The sequence below is a fragment of the Pseudomonas sp. yb_2 genome, from assembly GCF_043103905.1.
Lineage (GTDB): Bacteria > Pseudomonadota > Gammaproteobacteria > Pseudomonadales > Pseudomonadaceae > Aquipseudomonas > Aquipseudomonas alloputida.
Genome location: NZ_JBICKH010000052.1, coordinates 85816 through 104247, shown reverse-complemented (window position 1 = coordinate 104247; position 18432 = coordinate 85816). Strand labels below are relative to the sequence as shown.

The window sequence follows — 18432 nt, the reverse complement described above, 5'->3', positions numbered from 1 at the left end:
CGTGTAGGAGCGGGTTTACCCGCGAAAGGGCCATCTCAGGCACTGCAGGCTCAGGGGGCAATCTGGTGCAGTTGCCCCAACCGGCTGCGGGTACGCATCAGGTCGGCCAGCGGGCCGCCCAGGCTCTCTTCCAGCGGACGTTTACCTATGACAATCACCCGTCGATCCTGGTCATACAGCACATCCACCAGGTTGACGAAACGCTGCTGAGCCGCCAGCGAACACGCCGAGAGGTCATCCAGCCCATCGATCACCCACTCGTCATACTCCCTGGCCAGCACCAGGTAGTCGATGACCGCAGTGGCCTTCTCGCACAGATCGTCAAAGCCCAGCACCACCCGCCGGCCATCGATGGCCAGCGCTCGCAGCGGGCGCTTGTTCACGTCCAGTATCACCGGTTGTTCGTTCGGCACGTTCAGCGCCTGGCGCTGCGCCGCATCACCCGGCCAGACATAATGGCCCTGGGTAAAACGCTGATGCTCGCGGTTGGCTGGCAAACTGCGAAAATCCGTGTCGCCACCGACTTCGAGCACGTGCATCGAGCTGTTGATCAGGCGAATGACCGGCAGAAAACGTTCGTGATACAGCGGGTTGGGCAACAGCCCTTCGGGCGCGTAGTTAGAGGTCACCAGCAGGTACACGCCACGGGCGAACAAGGCGTTGAACAGCCGGGTGAGCAGCATGGCATCGCCTATGTCATGCACGTGGAATTCGTCGAAGCACAGCACCCGGCAACCACCCACCAGCTCGTCCAGCGTTGCGCCCAGCGCGTCGTCCAGCGCCCGGTGGCGGTGCATGCCCTGGTGCAGGCGTGCAAAGAAATCATGAAAATGCAGGCGCAGCTTGGCGGCTATCGGCACGGCCTGGAAAAAGCCATCGAGCAGCCAGCTTTTACCCCGGCCGACCGAGCCGTACAGGTACAGACTGCGCGGTTGACCTTGTTCAAGCTGCGTCAGTTGTTCGGCCATGCAGTGGATTACCCGCCGCTGGCCGTCACTCAGCTGATAACCGCGGCTGTGCGCCTTGTCCTCGAACCAGCCGAGCAGCTCGCTCTGTTGATTGGCGGTGCCGCGCAAGCGTTGGCCAAGCTGGCGCAGCGGGGTAGGGATCCAGGCAGACAAAAGCAACGCTCCTTGGGCGATGGCGGGGCAGCCTGCAGCTTGCCCGAGAGCGGCCATTTTGACTAATAGAGAAAGTGCCGGGCAATCATCACTTCTTGCGATAGGTCTGGCCGCCTCTTGTGCCTGTGCGGGCTATGCCTTTCGCTCCAGCTGGCGTTCGATCATGTACTTCACCGCCAGGCGACGTTCCTTGAGGTGGCGCAGGTCTTCGTCGACGAAGTTACCGGCCGATATCGATTCGGCAGCCAGCACCTGGTTGTCGATGTCCACGTACTCGTCCAGCAGGCGATCCAGCGCCTTGTCCTGCTGGCGGCGCTGCTGGACGATTTCACGCGGGTAGTGCAGGTCCTGGTAGAGGTCGTGAGAGACAGGCATGGGGTCCTCCTTGGTCAATGCAATGGGCTTATCTGATTGGAAGTGCGGAATGCGATTGTGTTGAAGCGAGGCGGGCGGAAACCGACGGACGGTCGCTGCACCAGCACCGAAATGACTAACTCGCTGTTTTTTGGCAATTTTTTTTATCAGGGGGGTTCACAGACCGAAAGTTTGTTGTTAAAGTGCCGCGCATTCCAAGACAACGACCCAGTTGTCACTCAGTTGGAATTGTCAGAGCAGCAAATGCTGCATCCGATACAGGGGCGTCGCCAAGCGGTAAGGCAGCAGGTTTTGATCCTGCCATGCGTTGGTTCGAATCCAGCCGCCCCTGCCATTTTTCAAGATTAATACGTATTCAACCCGGTGCCAGGAAAGATGAGCACTGGGTTTTCGCGTTTTTGTGATTTTGCGCGCCTCCGCGCCTCCTGAGCGCGGGTCGTGCCGTACCGGGTTACCCGGAAATCCCCAGCATTTCGTTCAGCGCCCTGGCCAGTTCATCAGCCTGCACCGGCTTCTGGATCACCAGGCTGCCCGGCAGTTCCAGCCCCTGCAACTCCGCATAACCGGTAAGAAACACCACCGGCAGGCGGGGATACCGTTCGCGGGCAGCCAGCGCCAGTTGTGCACCATTGAACTCGGGCATGGCGAAATCAGTCAGCAGCAGGTCAATGTCGTCATCCAGCAAGGCCAATGCCTGCTCGCCGCTGTGCGCCTGGCGCACCTGGTAGCCGTATTGGCGTAACACATCGCCTAGCATGTCGCGCACCAGGTGGTCGTCGTCCACCAGCAGTACCGTGCGGTTATGGCCGCTTTCGCTGATCGACTGACTGAGCACTGCTGGCACGGGTTCGTTCACCATCTCCTCTTTTACCGCCGGCAGGTATACCGCCACTTCGGTACCGCGACCGAGTGTGGTGTCGATGCGCACGCCGCCACCGGACTGCTTGGCGAAGCCGAACACCTGGGCCAGGCCAAGGCCCGAACCTTTGCCGATGTCCTTGGTGGTAAAGAAAGGCTCGAATACCTTGGCCAGCACCTCTTCGCTCATGCCGCAACCCGTATCGCGGATGCTTAGCATCACGTATTCGCCCGGGTCCGGGTCTTCCGGACGTTGCGGGCGCTTGTCGATAAGGGTGTTGCGCGTTGTCAGGGTCAGCTGGCCGCCGTCGGACATGGCATCGCGGGCATTGATCGCAAGGTTGAGGATGATCATCTCGGTCTGGGTGGGGTCGGTCAGTGCCTGCCACAGGGCCAGGTCAAGGTCCAGCCGTACCGAGATGTTGCCACCCAGCGTGCGGCGCAGCAGCTCTTCCAGGCCGGCCAGGGTACGGTTGAGGTTCAGCGGCACCGGCTCCAGACGCTGGCGGCGGGAGAAGGCCAGCAACTGCGAGGTCAGCTTGGCACCACGCTCGCCCGCTTCGCGGATATGGGTGAGGCGAGTGCGGGCCTTGTCCAGGTCGGCCTTGGCCAGATCGCGCTCCAGAAAGCTGGCACCGGTGAGTATCACCGTCAGCAGGTTATTGAAGTCATGCGCCACGCCAGCCGTTAGTTGCCCAACCGCTTCCAGCCGCTGCATCTGCTGCAGAGCGGCCTCGATGCGCTCGCGCTCGTTGATCTGTTCGCGCAGCCGCGCGTTGGCGTCTGCCAGGCTCAGGGCGGCTTCGCGCTCGCTGGTGATGTCGCGTGCCACCACGTACAGCAAGGTGTCCTCCGGCACCACCACCCACGACAGCCAGCGCTGTTGGCCGCCGGCATGCAGGATGCGACCGACGAAGCGTGCGCTGGTGCGGCCGTGGGCGAGGGCGGCCAGTTCGGTGAGTAACTGTTCCTGGTCGTGCTCAGGCAGCAGGTGCAGCAAGGAGGACTGGCTCAGGCGTTCGCGTGAGAAGCCCAGGCTGGCTTCCCAGGCGGGGTTCAGTGCGACCGGGGTCAGGTCTTTGTTCAGCACGGCCAGCAAGTCTTGCGACAGCTCCCAGGCACGATCGCGTTCGCGGGTACGGCGCTCGACCCGCTCGCCAAGCATCTCGTTCAGCTGACGCAGCGCCTGGGTGGCCTGGCGTTGCGCGTGGATGTCCTGCAGTACGCCTGAGAAGCGAACGCACTGATCATCGACGAACTGGCTTTGGCCGCTGCTCAGCAACCAGCGGGGTTCCAGGCCATTGGGTTGCGCGATCCGAAACTCCACGCGGTAATGACCGTCACTTTCCGGGCGCATGGCATGTTCCACCGCCTCGCGCACCAGTGGCAGGTCGTCGGGGTAGATGCCGGCGTAGAACACTTCAAGGCTCATTTCGGTGCTGGTGGGCACGCCGAACAAGGTCTTGCAGCGGTCATCCCACAGCAACAGGCCCTCTTGCGGGCGCAGGTCCCAGGTGCCCATGCCGGCGGCGTCGATGGCGATGCGGGCACGTGCTTCGACGTCCGCCAAGGCCTCTTCGGCGCGGCGACGGCGCTGGCGTTCCTGTACTTCGTTCAGGGCCCGGCGCACGGCTTTGGGCAGCAGTGGCAGGTTCTTCTTCAGCACATAGTCGGTCGCGCCCAGGCGGATCATTTCCACCGCGTGCTCTTCGCCATAAATGCCGGATAGGAATATGAACGGGATGTCGGGTGCCAGGCGTTGGGCGATGGCCAGCACTTCTGTGCCGGACGAGCCTGGTAGCACGCAGTCACACAGGATCAGGTCGTAGCGGGCCTGGCGCAGGGCATGTTCGACACCCGCATGGTCGAACACCAGCTGCGACTGCACATGCAGCCCGCTGCGCTCCAGGCGCATCAGGGTAAGCTCAGCGTCCATCGAGCTGTCTTCGACCATCAGTAGTTTCAACGGCGTTTGCTGCATCGTTGCGGCGGCCTCAGTTGCTACCGCGACGGTTCAGTCGCAGTGAGCCGGGTGGCGGTTCGTTTAGCACTGCCCAGAATACCCCGAGGTCGGAGATGGCGGTGACGAATTCCTTGAACTCCACGGGTTTGACCACATAAGCGTTTACCCCCAGCTCGTAGGCACGCAACAGGTCGGGCTCTTCGCGCGACGAGGTGAGCATCACGGTGGGGATGCTGCGCAGCTCTGCGGTGGCGCGCACTTCCTTGAGCACTTCCAGGCCGTCGACCTTGGGCAGTTTCAGGTCGAGTAACAGCACGGCAGGGTTGCCGTCATCGCGCTCGGCATAGGCGTTGCGGCGCAGCAGATAGTCGAGCGCATCGGCGCCGTCACGCAGCACGATGACCTCGTTGGCCAACTGGCTGCGCTCCAGGGCCAGCAGGGTCAGCTCCAGGTCTCGGGGGTTGTCTTCGACCAGCAGAATGGGCTTGAGCATGATGGTTGCGGTGCCTCAGGTAACAATGTTACGGGGTAGGGTGAAGTGGAAGCTGGCGCCCTGGTCGACCTGGCCAGTGGCCCAGACTCGACCGTCGTGGCGCTCGATGATGCGGCGTACACTCGCCAGGCCAATGCCAGTGCCTTCGAAATCTTCCATGCGGTGCAGGCGCTGGAAGACGCCGAACAGCTTGTTGGCGTAGGCCATGTCGAAGCCCACGCCATTGTCGCGGATGCAGACCTCGGTTTCTTCAGGGTGCTGTACGGCACTGATCTCGATGCGAGCAGGCGTACGGCCGCGAGTGTACTTGATGGCATTGGCTATCAGGTTGTGCAAGGCCATGTTGATGAATGCCGGGTCGCCGATCACCTTGGGCAGTGTGGCGATGTCCCAAACGATTGCGCGGCCTTCGTAATCGGGGGCCAGCTCGCTGCGAATGGCCTCGACCAGGGCGTTGAGGTCGACATCAGACAGGCGCAAGGCCGAGCGGCCCATCTGCGAGAAGTTGAGCAGGTTGTCGACCAGGCTGCCGGCAAAGTGCGCCGCTTCACCGATATGCTGGAGGAAGCGCTTGCCGCGTTCGCTCAGGCCCTGGCCTTCGATTTCGCCAAGCAGTTCGGTATAGCCGGCGATGTGCCGCAGCGGTGCGCGCAGGTCGTGGGAAACACTGTAGGAAAACGCTTCGAGCTCCTTGTTGGAACGGCGCAACTCGCCAGCCAGTTGTGCCAGTTCTTCGGCCTTGCGCAGGACAATGCCCAGTACCGCGGCGCGCAACTCTATCACGCCCTCGATCACCAGCGGGTCCCACGCCTGGCTATAGCCGCGCTGTTCTTCCTGCCAGCGTTCAAAACTGTGCCGCGGGTCGAGGTTGCCCTGTGGCCCGACCTGCTTGGTCGGCTGGCCGGCCCAGTTGACCGTGCGTATCTGCTCGGGGCGGAACCACAGCAGGTAGTGCGAGTGGATCTGCGAGATGGCCACCGCCAGCACCCCGCCAGCATGGTTTGCCAGCTCGGGCAGCTCAGTGATGTCGCGGCGCAGGTTGTCGCTATGGAATACCTTGTCTTCGTCACGTTGGCCTAGCCAGTGCACCAGCGCCGTCACCTGGGCTTCAGGCGGGGTCTGGCCGATCAGGTCACAGCGCTCGGCCGAGATCACTGCCGCGCCCTGCGCGTCGGCGAAGGCCAGCAGCACTTCAGGCAGGTCGCGCAAGCCGTCACTTACGCTGTCGTGGTCGGCCATGGACGAGATCATGCGTACGATGTGCTGGCGCAGCGTCAACAGCTTGCGCGTACTGGCATGGGACTCGCGGGACTCTATCTGCAACGACAGCACGCTGGCCAACAGCTCGCAGGCCGTGCGGGTGCGCAGGTCCACCGGGCGTGGCTGCTGATGGTGGCAGGAAATCAGCCCCCACAGCTGGCCGTCAACCACGATCGACAGCGACATCGAAGCCAGCGTGCCCATGTTGCGCATGTACTGCAGGTGCACGGGCGATACGCTACGCAGCGCAGCAAAACTCATGTCCAGCGGCTTGCCGGTGCGCGGGTTGGTAGCGGGCAGCAGTGGCGAGGGCTGATAGTTGGCATCTTCGATCACGCGGATACGGTTGACCCGGTACAGCTCGCGCGCCTGGCGCGGGATGTCTGCAGCCGGGAAACACAGGCCTGCGTAGCTGGGGTAGCCGGGGTCGACTACCTCGGCCAGCACCTGGCCATTGCCTTCGGCATCGAAACGGTAGGCTTTGACCCGCCCAAAGCCGGTGATCCGCTTGAGCTGCAACACCGTTTGCTGCAGCAGGTCTTCGATACTGCTGGCTATCTGCAAACTGGCAACAAAGCTGCGCACCAACGGGTAGTAGTCGCCTTGCCCGACCAGGTCTGCTGGCAGTCGGGGTGGTTCGAACTCGGCAATCAGTACCTGATCGTGGCAATGTACCAGCATGTGCAGCATGGCACTGATGGGTGCGCCCTGGCGCAAGCGCACGTCGCCAATGTGGAAGGGGAAGACTTCATCTTCGGGAAGCCGTGTCAGGTGCGCGTGCAGGTCAAAGCCCTCGTGAACCAGGTCGGCGAAGTGGCAACCGATCAGTTCACGGGCTGGCAAGCCCAACCAGTGCTCGACATTTTCACTGGCCTGCAGCACGCACAGGTCGGTGGCATCCAGCACCAGCAGAAAGCCGTGAGGCTGGATGCTGCCCGGAACCTGGATCGGTTCCTGGGCACAGCGCTCCATGGCGTCTGCCAGTGAGTTGTCTGCAGTCATGATTGAAAAAGCTCCTGTCATGTCCGTCCGTGTACGGCACAGGTGTCTGGCGCGGGACGAATACGATTCACCCTAACAGAATCCCGGCAAATTTACCGGCTCCTGGCCATTGGAGGCACGGGGTGGCCACGGGTTCTGTGCGGTACAGGCTTTTTTTGATGCCACGGTATCGCTTTGTCGCTAATACAAAAAAAATGGCTTTATGCCACATCGGCTGCGCCGCCTCACTGCTACGCTCAGTTCAGGACGTTTCGATAAGGATAACAAGGTGACGGAGCGCATGCTGGCCGCGCTGTTCGGCCTGTTGTTCAGCGGCAGTACCGTGGCGGCGGATTTTCTCGTGGAAGTGCGGGTACTGGTGCAGCGTGGCTGCATGCTGGTCAACCAGACCCGCGATGCGGGAGCTCAGGCCCTGGGACGTATCGACCTAGGGGCGACGGCGCGCCTGGATGGCCCTGGCGCGCCCTTGAGTGGTGTGCTGCTGAGCCAGCGTCCGCCGCGCCTGGAGTGCAACCCGGATACGCCCTATCAGGTGCGCGTCGACGGTGGCCAGCATGGTGGCGTCGGCGAACTGCGCTACCTGGCCAGCGACGATCGCCAGGCGCGGCCCATTCCTTACCGCTTGTACCGTGACGCTGCCTGGCGTAAGCCGCTGGCGGTGGGGGTAGCCCAGTCGGCGCGTGTGCCGGGCAGCGGTTCGGTTGAATTGCCGCTATATGCACGTATCGACAAACTGGCCTGGGTGCCGGATGCAGGGGTTTATGCCGATCTGCTGAAAGTCACCGTCACCTGGTAAGGACGCCACCATGCACAAGGACGCCATGCCATGAGCCGCACTTCGATCCTGTTGCTCACCCTCGGCCCGCTGCTGGTCCCCGGCGGTGCCGTGCATGGCAGCACCACCGGTTTCATCCAGGCGCGACTGGTGATCAGCGCGTCTTGCCAGATCAGCAGCAACGAGACGCAACCGGCCGTGCTGGGTGACCCAGGCGTACTGGACTTTGGCGAGCGCGGTCCGAACTGGGACCAGCCGTTGCGCAGCCAGGTGGACGAAGTGGGCGGTCAGGGTAGCCTGCAGATCAGTTGCACGCCTGAGGTTCGGGCCTTCAACGTGCGTATCAATGGTGGCCTCAATGGCGACGATGGCATTCGCCGCCTGAGCAACGGCCGTGAGCTGATTCCTTATCAGCTGGCGGTCGACCCAGGCGGCAACAGCCGCTACGGCGTCGGCCAGGCACGGGCCTTCACCATTAGCAGCAGCCAGCAAGTACCGATTCCCATTTACGGTGTGGTCGTGGCGCAACCGCGTGCGCTGCCGGCCGGGCTTTACCGCGACACCCTCAGAGTGACCCTGGACTGGTAACCACGCAAGGAGACTCCGATGCGAACGAACCTTTCATATTGCGTCCTCGCAGGCCTGGGCCTGGCGTTGGCTTCCCAGGCCCAGGCGGCCACGGTGACAGGGAGTATCAGCTCGACCCTGACGCTGACTGCGGCCTGCCAGGTCAATGGCACGTCGGGCACGTCGGGGCTTGACTTCGGTGCCCTGGACTTCGGTACCGAGGATGCCTTGTTCGTCACCGCCGATGCCCAGGTGCTGGGAGGCGGGGGAGGCGCCATGAGCATCCTGTGCTCTGCAGGTACGGTACCTGTGATCAAAGTGAGTGCAGGCCTGCATGATGGCCAGTCGAGCGGTGGCACCCGTGCGCTCGCCGATGGTTCTGGCAACTTTGTACCGTACGACCTCTATACCGACGCGGGGCGTACGGCGCTGCTGGCGGTCGACGACACCATCACCCTGCCGACCAGTACCGGCGCCGCTCAGACGGTCAACCTTTATGGCAAGGCCGTCGGCAAGCCGGGCCTGCCCGCAGGGGTGTACAGCGACACGATCTCGGTCGAGCTGTCGTTCTGACCCATGCGCGGCTGGCTGGCAGGAGGCCTGACTGGCGTCAGCGTGTTGTTGGCCGCTCCTTTGGGGGCAGTGACTACCAGTACCTTCACTGTGACGGCGCAGGTTGTCGCCGGGTGCCTGGTGGTGGGGGGTGTCACCAGCTACGGCACGCTCGATTATGGCTCGCAGTCGGCGCTGTCCACGGGGCTGCTCAGCACATCGCTGGGTGGTTCTACCGTGACGTTCCAGTGCACCCCGGGCGTGGCCATGAGCATGAGCCTGGACGGCGGGCAAAACAGTGCCAGTGGCACACGCAACCTGAAGCGCACCAGTGGCACGCAAGTGCTGGCCTACCAGTTGTACCGGGACGCCGCCTATAGCCAGGCCTTGGGGATCGGTCAGAGCGTGGCGGTGAGCTATTCCGACCCGACGGCGATCAAGCTACCGGTGTACGGGCGGGTTCAGCTGACCGGCACGCAGCCGGCAGGGACCTACACCGATGTGGTGCAAGTGACGGTGACCTGGTAACGGCCAGCGCCACCCATGACAAGTGTCTAAGGAGAGCTGCATGCGGGCAGGCGCGAAGTGGACGCGTGGATTGACTGGATTATTGTCGCTGGCAAGCCTGCCGGCCTGGGCGGCCACTTCGGTGCTGATCTGGCCGATCGACCCGGTGCTGGAGGCCGACCAGAAGGCGGGTGCGTTGTGGCTGGAAAACCGCGGCACTGCGCCGGCAAACCTGCAGGTGCGGGTATTCGCCTGGCGCCAGGGTGATTACCAGGAGCAGTTCCAGGCGCAGCGCGAGATTATCGGCAGCCCGCCGGTCGCCAACATTGCACCCGGGCAGAAGCAACTGATCCGCCTGACCCGTACCGGCCCTTCACCCGCCGGCCAGGAGCAGGCCTACCGCATCATCATCGACGAGATTCCGCCCGCCATCCCGGTCGACAAGGCCGAGCCCGGCGCGACGGCGGCCATTCGATTGCAGATGCGCTATTCGGTGCCGCTGTTCGTCTATGGCGAAGGGCTGTGGGGCAAGGCCGACCCTGACGGCAGACGCAATGCCGAGGGCGTGGGCAAGCCGCAGCTCAGTTGGCGCCCGGTGACGGTGCAGGGCAAGCCCTACATTGAACTGCGTAACACGGGCCCGGTACATGCGCGGCTGACCGATGTGGTCGTGCAGCAAGGCAGCCAGAGCAAGCCACTGGCTGAAGGCCTGCTGGGTTATGTGCTGCCGGGGGCAAGCATGCGCTGGCCGGCTCCCGTGGCATCCGGCAACGGCAGCGTGCTCAAGGGCAGGGTCAATGGTCAACACTCGGCGGACGCCATCCGCCAAGGCCAATGAGCCAACGGCCGAATGAAGTGCAGGGGCCAGGGAGGACCCGGCAATGGTTGGAAACCGTGTGTGAAATGGCTCCCGGCGACGACGTGCCGCTGGTGCCTGGGGCTGGCCATGGTCAGCCCCGCGCTGGTACTGGCCGACGACTTGCCCCCACCGCCCACGGAGATGTCCGCCATCGCCGAGGCCACCCTTTACCTCGACCTGGTGGTGAACCAGATGCCCAGGGTTGACCTGATACCGGTGCAGCAGCGGGCCGGGCGGTTGTACCTGGACAGCGACGTATTGCGTGCAGCCGGCGTCTCGCTGCCGGGCAACCCCCAGGGGGAGGTGGCCCTGGACAGCATCGCGGGGCTGCACACCGACTACGACAGTCAGAACCAGCGCCTGCTGCTGCAGGTGCCGCCAGCCTGGTTGCCAGAACAGCAAGTGGGTGATCGCAACCTTTACCCGGCCAGCGATGCGCGCAGCAGTTTCGGCGCCTTGTTCAACTACGACCTGTATATCAACGACACCGATGAAGGCGGTACCTACCTGGCCGCCTGGAACGAGCTGCGCCTGTTCGACAGCTGGGGTACCTTTTCCAGTACCGGGCAGTGGCGTCAGTCTTTCAATGGCGCACAGGCGGACGATACCCGCCGTGGCTTCATGCGTTACGACACCACCTGGCGCTTTACAGACGAGCAGCGCCTGCTGACCTACGAAGCCGGTGACTTCGTGACGGGCGCCTTGCCCTGGAGCAGTTCGGTACGGGTGGGCGGAGTGCAGCTGTCACGCGACTTCGCGGCGCGTCCGGATCTTGTCACTTACCCGTTGCCTGCGTTCGCCGGCGAAGCGGCGGTGCCGACGTCGCTCGACCTGTTCATCAACGGTTTCAAGTCCAGCACCACTGAACTGCAGCCAGGCCCGTACACCCTCACCAACGTGCCGTTCATCAACGGTGCCGGGGAGGCGGTGGTGGTCACCACTGATGCCCTTGGCCGGCAGGTGTCGACCACCTTGCCGTTCTACGTCACCAGCAGCCTGCTGCAGAAGGGCCTGTCGGACTACTCGGTGGCCGCCGGCAGCCTGCGCCGTGATTACGGTGTACGCGATTTCAGCTATGGGCCGGGTATTGCCTCGGGCAGCCTGCGCTATGGGCTCAGTGACATGTTCACCCTGGAAACCCACGCCGAAACGGCGGAGTCGCTGATGCTGGGTGGGCTGGGCGGCAACATGCGCGTGGGCAACTTCGGCGTGCTCAACGCTGCCTTGGCGCAAAGCCGGTTCGAGGGCGACAAGGGCCACCAGGTCGCCCTTGGCTACCAATACAACAGCCAGCGCATCGGCTTCGGTTACCAACGCCTGCAACGCCATGGCGATTATGCCGACCTGAGCCGGGTGGGCTCCCCGGACATGCAACTGAGCAAAAGCAGCGAACAGGTCACCCTCAGTGTCAACCTGAACGAGTACGGCAGCATTGGCGCTGGCTACTTCGATGTGCGCGCCGGTGACGGTACGCGTACCCGGTTGATCAACCTGAGCTACAGCAAGCCGCTGTGGGGCAGCAGCAGTGTGTACCTGTCGGCCAACCGTGAAGTGGGGGACAGCCAGTGGGCGGTGCAGGCGCAGCTGGTGATCCCGTTCGACCTGCACGGCACCCTGGCGCTGAGCATGGAACGCAGCAATGAAGGCGAGACCCTGCAACGGGTCAACTACAGCCGTGCGGTGCCAGCCGGTGTCGGCGTCGGTTACAACCTGGGCTATGCCGCAGGCAGCGACCGTGATGCCTATCGCCAGGCCGACGTCACCTGGCGCCTGCAATCGGTGCAATTGCAGGCCGGTACGTATGGCAGCAGCGGCGAGATGACCCGCTGGGCCGACGCCAGTGGTTCTCTGGTGTGGATGGATGCCGGCGTGTTCGCCGCCAACCGTATCGATGATGCCTTCGTGGTGGTCAGCACCGCAGGTTACGCCGATGTACCGGTGCGTTATGAAAACCAGGAAATCGGCCGTACCGATGCCAAGGGGCACTTGCTGGTGCCTTACAGCAGCGGTTACTACCGGGGCAAGTACGAGATCGATCCGATGAACCTGCCACCGGATGTCCTCGCGCCGGACGTTGAGCAGCGTGTGGCGGTACGACGGGGCAGTGGCTACTTGCTGGAGTTCCCCCTCAAGCGCGTCATGGCGGCCAGTATCGAATTGGTGGATGGCAATCAGCAGGTGCTCAAACTGGGTAGCCGTGTTACCCACGCAGAGAGTGGCACCCAGGCGGTGGTGGGGTGGGACGGGTTGGTGTATCTGGAGAACCTGTCGTCGCATAACCGCCTTCAGGTGGCGCTTGAAGGGGGTGGGCATTGCGAAGTGGCGTTCGACCTGCCCGAGGCGCAAGGCTCGGTCCCTTTGATTGGTCCGTTGGTGTGCCGATGAATGCCTGGCGGCGGGGCCTGGTGGCGAGCGTGCTGCTGTTGCCGAGCGGCACGGCCTTGGCGCTTTGCTCGTCGGTGGCCACGTTGCCGGCAGCGTTTGGCAGCCTTAATTCAACGCAGGTTCGCAACACGGTACAGACGGCTTCCAGCCTCAACTCGGGGTTGCAGTGCACCGGTTCGCTGCTGACCTTGCTCAGCAGCGGTGATCATTTCTACGCCACGATCACGCCCGCCTCGGGTGGGCTGGTCGGCCCGACAGGCGATGTCATTCCCTACACGCTGTATGCCGACAACACCACCCGCTACCCGATTACCCGGGGTGTGGCCTACGACTTCGCCCGCAACGGCATCCTCGACTTGCTGGGGCTGCTCGGCGGTACCACGCCCAAGGCGGTGCCGATCTATATGCGCACCCAGATTGGCAGCAATGTCGCGGCCGGGTTGTATCAAGAGGCCCTGACCGTGGCCTGGAGCTGGGATTATTGTTCGGGGATTGGCGCGTTGGGGATATGCCTTGGGCGCGACATCGGCTCGGGTAGCCAGCTCTTGAACGTGAGCCTGACGGTGACCAACGATTGCCAGATCACCACGCCTGACATCAGCTTCGCCAGTGCGCCGGTGGTGGCGGGGTTCGGCACGGTGAGCCAGGGCATAAACGTGTCATGCACCAAGGGCAGCAGCTACACGGTAGGGCTGGGTGACGGGCAGAACGTGTCCGGTGGGCGGCGGCGGATGAAGTCTTCGGCCAACAACTACCTGGCCTATGACATTTTCAAAAGTGCCGGCACCGTGCGCTGGGGGGCGTCCGGGGCTGCCAGGCGTTCCAGTACGGATGCCGACATCAACCCCGGCGTAGGTACCGGCACGGGTAGCCAGGTGTTCAACTACAACGCCAAGGTCTATACCGATCAGGCGACACCGCCGGCTGCGAACTACACCGACAGTGTGATACTGGATGTGCAGTTCTGAACGGCGGTCAATACCCCCGAAGCAGCCGCCGCCTGTCGCGACGGGCTGCTCCCGCAGGGGCTGCGCAAGGCGAGGTTCAGCGCAAATCGCCAACCATGCTGGCCAAGGTCTCCAGCACCGCCCCGGCCAGTGCCTTGGAGCGCGCCCCCGACCACCCGGTGACGGCATCGGGCGCGTCGTCATGGTCCTTGAACGGCATTTCCAGCGTCAGTGACAGGCAGTCATGGGCCATGCCCACCGCATTGCAGGCCAGCGTCGTGTTCGCCTGTCCGGGCTCGTCACGGGTATAGCCATGCACCGTCTGGAAGTCGCGAGTCAGGCTGCACAAGGTGCTACGAAACTGCTCTTCGAGTTTGGCCAGCCGAGGGGTGTAACCCGGGTTGCCCTCGCATGCGGCCGTGAACACGTGGGGGATCTCTTCGTCACCGTGCACGTCGATGAAGGCATCCACACCGTACTGCTTCATCTGCGCCTGTGCAAAGAACACTTCCGGGCTGAATTCGACGCTGGCGTCCTGCCAGGCGCGGTTGAGGTCCTTGCCCTTGAAGTTGGTGCGCAGGTGGCCGAGGAAGGCGCCGTCGGGGTTCATGTTGGGGATCAGGTAAAGGTCGGCCTTGGCCAGCAATTGCTCGACCACCGTATCGTTGGCCTGCAGGCGGTCGATCACGCCTTCCATGAACCATTCGGCCATGTGCTCGCCCGGATGCTGCTGGGCAATCAGCCACAGCTTGCGCTTGCCTTCGGCACCGTCGCCTGCCCGCAGCAGGGGGATATCACGGCCCTGGACACTGCGGCCGCTGGCCAGCAACTCGACCCCCGGGAGTTGGCAGGCACGTTCGATCAGCTGGTTGTGGCGGGCACGCGGGTAGGGCTCGAAGTAGGCGAACCAGATCTGGTCCTGTTCAGCCTTCACCTCGAACGATAGCGCCGTACCGTCGAACTGGCTTGGCACACGGAACCAGCGCTGCTGGTCGTAGCTGGCCACAGCGTTGTAGCCGCTCCACGCATTCTTGTACGAGGAGCCAGAAGCGTTGTCCAGGCTGAAGCGATGGACCTGCCCCGGTGTGAGCCCGCTGACCTTGAAGTGGAACCACTGGTAGTGGCCGCTGTGGGTGTCCGGGCGAATGGCCAGGTGTACCTGGGCCGGGTTGCTGGCATCCAGTACCTGTATGTTGCCGGAGTCGAAATCGCAGTCGATCTGCAGGGGGGACAGCGTCACGGTCATGTGCCGGGCTCCTTTGCGGGCATTGTTGTAGGGGTACTGTATACGGCTTGGCGGGGATGCTGTGCAAGAACAGGCAGGGCGAGCCGTCAGCGGACAGCCCGTATGCGGCGGGCCAGTGCCGGCAAATGCGTGGACTTCAGGTTATCTGAAGAACTGACTGGGCGTGGTACCGAACTGGCGCTTGAACATGCTGGCGAAGGCACTTGGGCTGTCATAGCCCAAGGCCCCCGCCACATCGATGATTCGCTCGCCCAAGGCAATCCGGTCCAGTGCCTGCATCAGCCGCGCCTGCTGGCGCCACTGGCCGAAGGTCATGCCGGTTTCCTTGCGGAACAACCGCTGGATGGTCTTTTCGTCCACCCCCAGTCGCAGGCCCCAGTCGGCAACGGTGGCGTTATCCTCGGGCCGTTCATGCAATGCCGTGCAGATCACCCGCAGGCGCTGGTCGCTGGGCTGCGACAGCTTCAGCGGCAAGGTCGGCAGTACGCAGATTTCGTCGAGGATCAGGCGCATGACCCGGGCTTCGCGCGAGTCCTCGGCAAACGGTGCGGTGAACCCCACCGAGGCCTTGATCAGTTCGCTGAGCAAGGGCGAGATGCTGATGGCCTTGCTCTGCAGGGGCAGGCCGGTTGCCGCGTCGCTGCGCACGAACACACTGCGCATCTTCACGTCGCCGACACAGCGAATGGCATGCACCTGGCCGCAAGGCATCCACACACCTCGGCTGGGTGGCACCGTCCAGCATTCGTTTCCGGACTCGACGATCATCAGGCCTTTGATGGCATAGATCAGTTGATGCTTGGTGTGGCTATGGGGCTCGATGAACCAGTCGCTTGGGTAGTCGGTCGCACGGCTACCCACTTCCCAGGTCCACTCATCGACCTCCACCAGCAGTTCACGTTGCGGCTTTACCATCGTGACCTCGTATCGAAGCAGCCTGGCAGCGCCACTTTAGCAGCAACGGCCAGGGCGGGCCTGCGAGCGGGTGGCCGGTAGCAAGGCGGTGGCCAACCCGAGCAGCGGCAGGAACGCGATGGCTTGGTACACCCATTCGATGCCATGCCGGTCGGCCAGTGCGCCCAGGCCGGCTGCACCCACACCGCTGATGCCGAACATCAGCCCGAACATCACCCCCGAAACCATGCCGACCCGGCCTGGCACCGCCTCTTGGGCATACACCACCAGGGCAGCGAATGCCGAGGACATCACCAGGCCGATGGCCACCGCCAGTACGGCTGTCCAGGCGAGGTTGGCATGGGACAGGGCCAGGGCGAACGGTGCCACGCCGAGGAACGAGACCCAGATCACGGCCTTGCGCCCGATGCGATCACCCACCGGGCCGCCGGCAAAGGTGCCCAGCGCAACGGCTGCGAGGAACACGAACAGGTACAGTTGGCTGTGCTGCACACTCAGGCCGAAATGCTCGATCAGGTAGAAGGTGAAGAAGTTGGTGAACGAAGCGATGTAGACGAACTTGGCGAACATCAGCACGGCGATCACCGCCACAGCGCGCCACATGGCACCCTGCGACAGGCCGGGGGCCTGTTGGCCCGCGAAGGTCTTGAGCCGGGCCTGGCCGTGGCGCACGCTCCAGCCCGTCACCCGCAGTAGCACCAGAACAGCCAGCGCAGCGGCCAGCATGAACCAGGCAATGGCCGGTTGGCCGTGCGGAATGATAATGGCAGCAGTGAGCAGCGGGCCGAGGGCCGAGCCGGTATTGCCGCCGACCTGGAAGGTGGATTGCGCGGTACCGAAGCGCCCGCCGGAAGCCATTCTGGCCACCCGTGAGGCCTCTGGGTGAAAGGTGGCCGAACCCACGCCGACCACGGCGGCGGCCACCAGCAGCATTTCATAGCTGCCGGCAAAGGCGAGCAGGGCGATGCCCACCAGCGTTACCAACATGCCGGCAGGCAGCAGGTAGGGTTGTGGGTGCTTGTCGGTGAACATGCCGACCCAGGGTTGCAGCAGGGAAGCGGTCACCTGATAGACCAAGGCGATCCAGCCGATCTGGGCGAAGCTCAGCGCGAAATCGCTTTTCAGCATGGGGTAGATCGACGGCAGTACGGCTTGAATCAGGTCATTGAGCAGGTGGGCGAATGCAGCAGCACCGACGATGCGCACGACAAAGCCCTGAGGCTGGTCGGCAGGCGTGGCGGCGGCTACGGAGGCGGCGGAGGTTGTCATGGGCAAGGTTCTTCTATGGCAAGGGAGCAAGGCGTCGCCGCAGCAGGTTATCCAGTGCCGAGGTTGCCTGTCTCACGCCGAACAGGCAGCCAATGTCGCGTTTCGGGCATCCGTGCCCACAGCCTGTCAGGAGAACGGAGGCGCTCCTGCAGATGATTGCCTTCAGGCCATATCGGCTGCGGTCTTGCCGGCGACCTTGTGGCGCCCGCCCAGCCATACCAGCAACAGCCCCGCAGCTGCCAGCACACCTCCGGCCATCGGCACGGCGGCGTAGCCCAGGTTCAGGCTGATAACCGCACCACCCAGCGCCGCGCCCACGGCGTTACCCAGGTTGAACGCACCCACGTTGATCGACGACGCCAGGCCTGGCGCCTCGATGGCGGCAGTCATGACGCGCATTTGCAGCGGCGGTACCACGGCGAAGGTGAACATGCCCCAGACCAGCAGGGCGATGGCAGCGCCGATGTGGCTACCCAGTACCAGGGGCATCGCCAGCATGATCAGCGCCAGCACGGCGAGGAAGATCTTCGCCGCGCCATCCAGCGACCAGTCGGCCAGGCGGCCACCCAAGCTGTTGCCAAGGGTGAAGCCAACCCCGATCAGTACCAGTCCCAAGGTTACGAAGCCGTCCGAGGCACCGGTCAGTTCGGCCAGCACCGGCGCCACGTAGGTGTACAAGGTGAACATGGCACCGGCACCGAGCACGGTGGTGGCCATTGCCAGCAGCACGCTGGGGCGGGCAATGACCGCCAGTTCCTTGCGCACATGCGGCACGCTGCCGCGTTCACCCTTGGGCAGGGCGTACCACAGTGCGGCCATGGCCAGCAGGCCGAGTACGGCGGTACCGGCAAATGCCATGCGCCAGCCAATCTGCTGGCCGATCCAGGTGGCAGCCGGCACGCCGCCGATGTTGGCGATCGTCAGGCCCATGAACATGGTGGCCACGGCGCTGGCCTGTTTCTCCTTGGGCACCACGCTGGCTGCCACCACGGCTCCCAGGCCGAAGAACGCACCATGGTTGAGGCTGGTGACCAGTCGCGAGGCGAGCAGGGTGTAGTAGTCCGGCGACAGTGACGACAGCAGGTTGCCAAGGGTGAAGATGGCCATCAGCGCCATCAGCGCAGCGCGCTTCCCAAAGCGGCTGAACAGCAGGGTCATGATCGGCGCGCCGACCATCACGCCAATGGCATAGGCGGTGATCAGCATGCCGGCGCTGGGGATGCTCACCTCCACGCCCTGGGCGATGACCGGCAGCAGCCCCATCGGGGTGAACTCGGTAGTGCCGATGCCAAAGGCACCAATGGCCAACGCGAAGAGCACGCGGCCGGGTCTCATTGT

The 18432-nt window shown here is 63.7% G+C and carries 16 protein-coding genes and 1 tRNA gene; 8 read left to right on the top strand and 9 right to left on the bottom strand.

Annotation, left to right across the window (positions count from 1 at the left end; translation table 11 throughout):
- Positions 1–50: 50 nt before the first annotated feature.
- Together zapE and ACF8FB_RS12415 are read right to left on the bottom strand one after the other, a co-directional pair.
- Entirely contained in the window at positions 51–1121 is a 1071-nt protein-coding gene (gene zapE, locus ACF8FB_RS12420) for a cell division protein ZapE (RefSeq protein WP_049587571.1), read from the bottom strand.
- 132 nt (positions 1122–1253) lie between these two features.
- Positions 1254–1496, bottom strand: coding sequence for a hypothetical protein (locus ACF8FB_RS12415; RefSeq protein WP_020193386.1), 243 nt, complete (start codon positions 1494–1496; stop codon positions 1254–1256).
- Between the two features lie 259 nt (positions 1497–1755).
- Between ACF8FB_RS12415 and ACF8FB_RS12410 the strand changes: the two genes are divergently transcribed.
- Positions 1756–1830: transfer RNA gene (locus ACF8FB_RS12410), tRNA-Gln, on the top strand.
- A 117-nt stretch (positions 1831–1947) separates the two neighbouring features.
- Here ACF8FB_RS12410 and ACF8FB_RS12405 read toward each other — a convergent pair.
- From ACF8FB_RS12405 to ACF8FB_RS12395, 3 genes are read right to left on the bottom strand one after another with little or no spacing between them, the layout of a single operon-like run.
- On the bottom strand, positions 1948–4335 hold the full coding sequence (locus ACF8FB_RS12405; protein ID WP_392511401.1) for a response regulator: 2388 nt from the start codon (positions 4333–4335) through the stop codon (positions 1948–1950).
- A 13-nt stretch (positions 4336–4348) separates the two neighbouring features.
- The gene (locus tag ACF8FB_RS12400) at positions 4349–4810 is read right to left on the bottom strand and encodes a response regulator (protein ID WP_003250360.1); all 462 of its coding nucleotides are present in this window, start codon (positions 4808–4810) and stop codon (positions 4349–4351) included.
- 15 nt (positions 4811–4825) lie between these two features.
- A complete protein-coding gene (locus ACF8FB_RS12395; protein ID WP_392511400.1) occupies positions 4826–7072 on the bottom strand; it encodes an ATP-binding protein in 2247 nt (748 codons plus the stop codon).
- A gap of 268 nt (positions 7073–7340) precedes the next feature.
- Here ACF8FB_RS12395 and ACF8FB_RS12390 point away from each other — a divergent pair, with 268 nt between their 5' ends.
- From ACF8FB_RS12390 to ACF8FB_RS12360, 7 genes are all read left to right on the top strand, one after another.
- Positions 7341–7868 carry a spore coat U domain-containing protein gene (locus ACF8FB_RS12390; RefSeq protein WP_350297632.1) on the top strand — a complete coding sequence of 176 codons (528 nt, stop codon included), beginning with the start codon at positions 7341–7343 and terminating at the stop codon, positions 7866–7868.
- Positions 7869–7898: 30 nt separating this feature from the next.
- Positions 7899–8435, top strand: coding sequence for a spore coat U domain-containing protein (locus ACF8FB_RS12385; RefSeq protein ID WP_010953317.1), 537 nt, complete (start codon positions 7899–7901; stop codon positions 8433–8435).
- Between the two features lie 18 nt (positions 8436–8453).
- Entirely contained in the window at positions 8454–8987 is a 534-nt protein-coding gene (locus tag ACF8FB_RS12380) for a spore coat U domain-containing protein (protein WP_010953318.1), read from the top strand.
- A gap of 3 nt (positions 8988–8990) precedes the next feature.
- Positions 8991–9494: a spore coat U domain-containing protein gene (locus ACF8FB_RS12375; protein WP_010953319.1), complete on the top strand. Its 504-nt coding sequence runs from the start codon at positions 8991–8993 to the stop codon at positions 9492–9494.
- 40 nt (positions 9495–9534) lie between these two features.
- On the top strand, positions 9535–10311 hold the full coding sequence (locus ACF8FB_RS12370; protein WP_049587580.1) for a molecular chaperone: 777 nt from the start codon (positions 9535–9537) through the stop codon (positions 10309–10311).
- Between the two features lie 108 nt (positions 10312–10419).
- Complete coding sequence (locus tag ACF8FB_RS12365) at positions 10420–12717, top strand: fimbria/pilus outer membrane usher protein (protein ID WP_350298816.1); 2298 nt, start codon at positions 10420–10422, stop codon at positions 12715–12717.
- On the top strand, positions 12714–13685 hold the full coding sequence (locus ACF8FB_RS12360; protein ID WP_392510365.1) for a spore coat protein U domain-containing protein: 972 nt from the start codon (positions 12714–12716) through the stop codon (positions 13683–13685). Before ACF8FB_RS12365 ends, ACF8FB_RS12360 begins: the two co-directional genes overlap by 4 nt.
- A 76-nt stretch (positions 13686–13761) precedes the next feature.
- On the opposite strand, the gene ACF8FB_RS12355 is transcribed toward ACF8FB_RS12360, so the two are convergent.
- The 4 genes from ACF8FB_RS12355 to ACF8FB_RS12340 all read right to left on the bottom strand — a co-directional run bounded on the left by ACF8FB_RS12355 (position 13762) and on the right by ACF8FB_RS12340 (position 18429).
- A complete protein-coding gene (locus ACF8FB_RS12355) occupies positions 13762–14910 on the bottom strand; it encodes a M14-type cytosolic carboxypeptidase (protein WP_010953323.1) in 1149 nt (382 codons plus the stop codon).
- Between the two features lie 141 nt (positions 14911–15051).
- Positions 15052–15825: an AraC family transcriptional regulator gene (locus ACF8FB_RS12350; protein WP_392511399.1), complete on the bottom strand. Its 774-nt coding sequence runs from the start codon at positions 15823–15825 to the stop codon at positions 15052–15054.
- A 36-nt stretch (positions 15826–15861) separates the two neighbouring features.
- On the bottom strand, positions 15862–17094 hold the full coding sequence (locus ACF8FB_RS12345; RefSeq protein WP_392511398.1) for an MFS transporter: 1233 nt from the start codon (positions 17092–17094) through the stop codon (positions 15862–15864).
- Positions 17095–17256: 162 nt separating this feature from the next.
- The gene (locus ACF8FB_RS12340; protein WP_049587587.1) at positions 17257–18429 is read right to left on the bottom strand and encodes an MFS transporter; all 1173 of its coding nucleotides are present in this window, start codon (positions 18427–18429) and stop codon (positions 17257–17259) included.
- Positions 18430–18432 lie beyond the last annotated feature (3 nt).

Bases quoted from the DNA above. Each gene is read 5' to 3' on its own strand.
- ACF8FB_RS12415 (WP_020193386.1), bottom strand. From the start codon at position 1,496: ATGCCTGTCTCTCACGACCTCTACCAGGACCTGCACTACCCGCGTGAA.
- ACF8FB_RS12405 (WP_392511401.1), bottom strand. From the start codon at position 4,335: ATGCAGCAAACGCCGTTGAAACTACTGATGGTCGAAGACAGCTCGATG.
- ACF8FB_RS12400 (WP_003250360.1), bottom strand. From the start codon at position 4,810: ATGCTCAAGCCCATTCTGCTGGTCGAAGACAACCCCCGAGACCTGGAG.
- ACF8FB_RS12395 (WP_392511400.1), bottom strand. From the start codon at position 7,072: ATGACTGCAGACAACTCACTGGCAGACGCCATGGAGCGCTGTGCCCAG.
- ACF8FB_RS12385 (WP_010953317.1), top strand. From the start codon at position 7,899: ATGAGCCGCACTTCGATCCTGTTGCTCACCCTCGGCCCGCTGCTGGTC.
- ACF8FB_RS12380 (WP_010953318.1), top strand. From the start codon at position 8,454: ATGCGAACGAACCTTTCATATTGCGTCCTCGCAGGCCTGGGCCTGGCG.
- ACF8FB_RS12375 (WP_010953319.1), top strand. From the start codon at position 8,991: ATGCGCGGCTGGCTGGCAGGAGGCCTGACTGGCGTCAGCGTGTTGTTG.
- ACF8FB_RS12370 (WP_049587580.1), top strand. From the start codon at position 9,535: ATGCGGGCAGGCGCGAAGTGGACGCGTGGATTGACTGGATTATTGTCG.
- ACF8FB_RS12365 (WP_350298816.1), top strand. From the start codon at position 10,420: ATGGTCAGCCCCGCGCTGGTACTGGCCGACGACTTGCCCCCACCGCCC.
- ACF8FB_RS12360 (WP_392510365.1), top strand. From the start codon at position 12,714: ATGAATGCCTGGCGGCGGGGCCTGGTGGCGAGCGTGCTGCTGTTGCCG.
- ACF8FB_RS12355 (WP_010953323.1), bottom strand. From the start codon at position 14,910: ATGACCGTGACGCTGTCCCCCCTGCAGATCGACTGCGATTTCGACTCC.
- ACF8FB_RS12350 (WP_392511399.1), bottom strand. From the start codon at position 15,825: ATGGTAAAGCCGCAACGTGAACTGCTGGTGGAGGTCGATGAGTGGACC.
- ACF8FB_RS12345 (WP_392511398.1), bottom strand. From the start codon at position 17,094: ATGACAACCTCCGCCGCCTCCGTAGCCGCCGCCACGCCTGCCGACCAG.
- ACF8FB_RS12340 (WP_049587587.1), bottom strand. From the start codon at position 18,429: ATGAGACCCGGCCGCGTGCTCTTCGCGTTGGCCATTGGTGCCTTTGGC.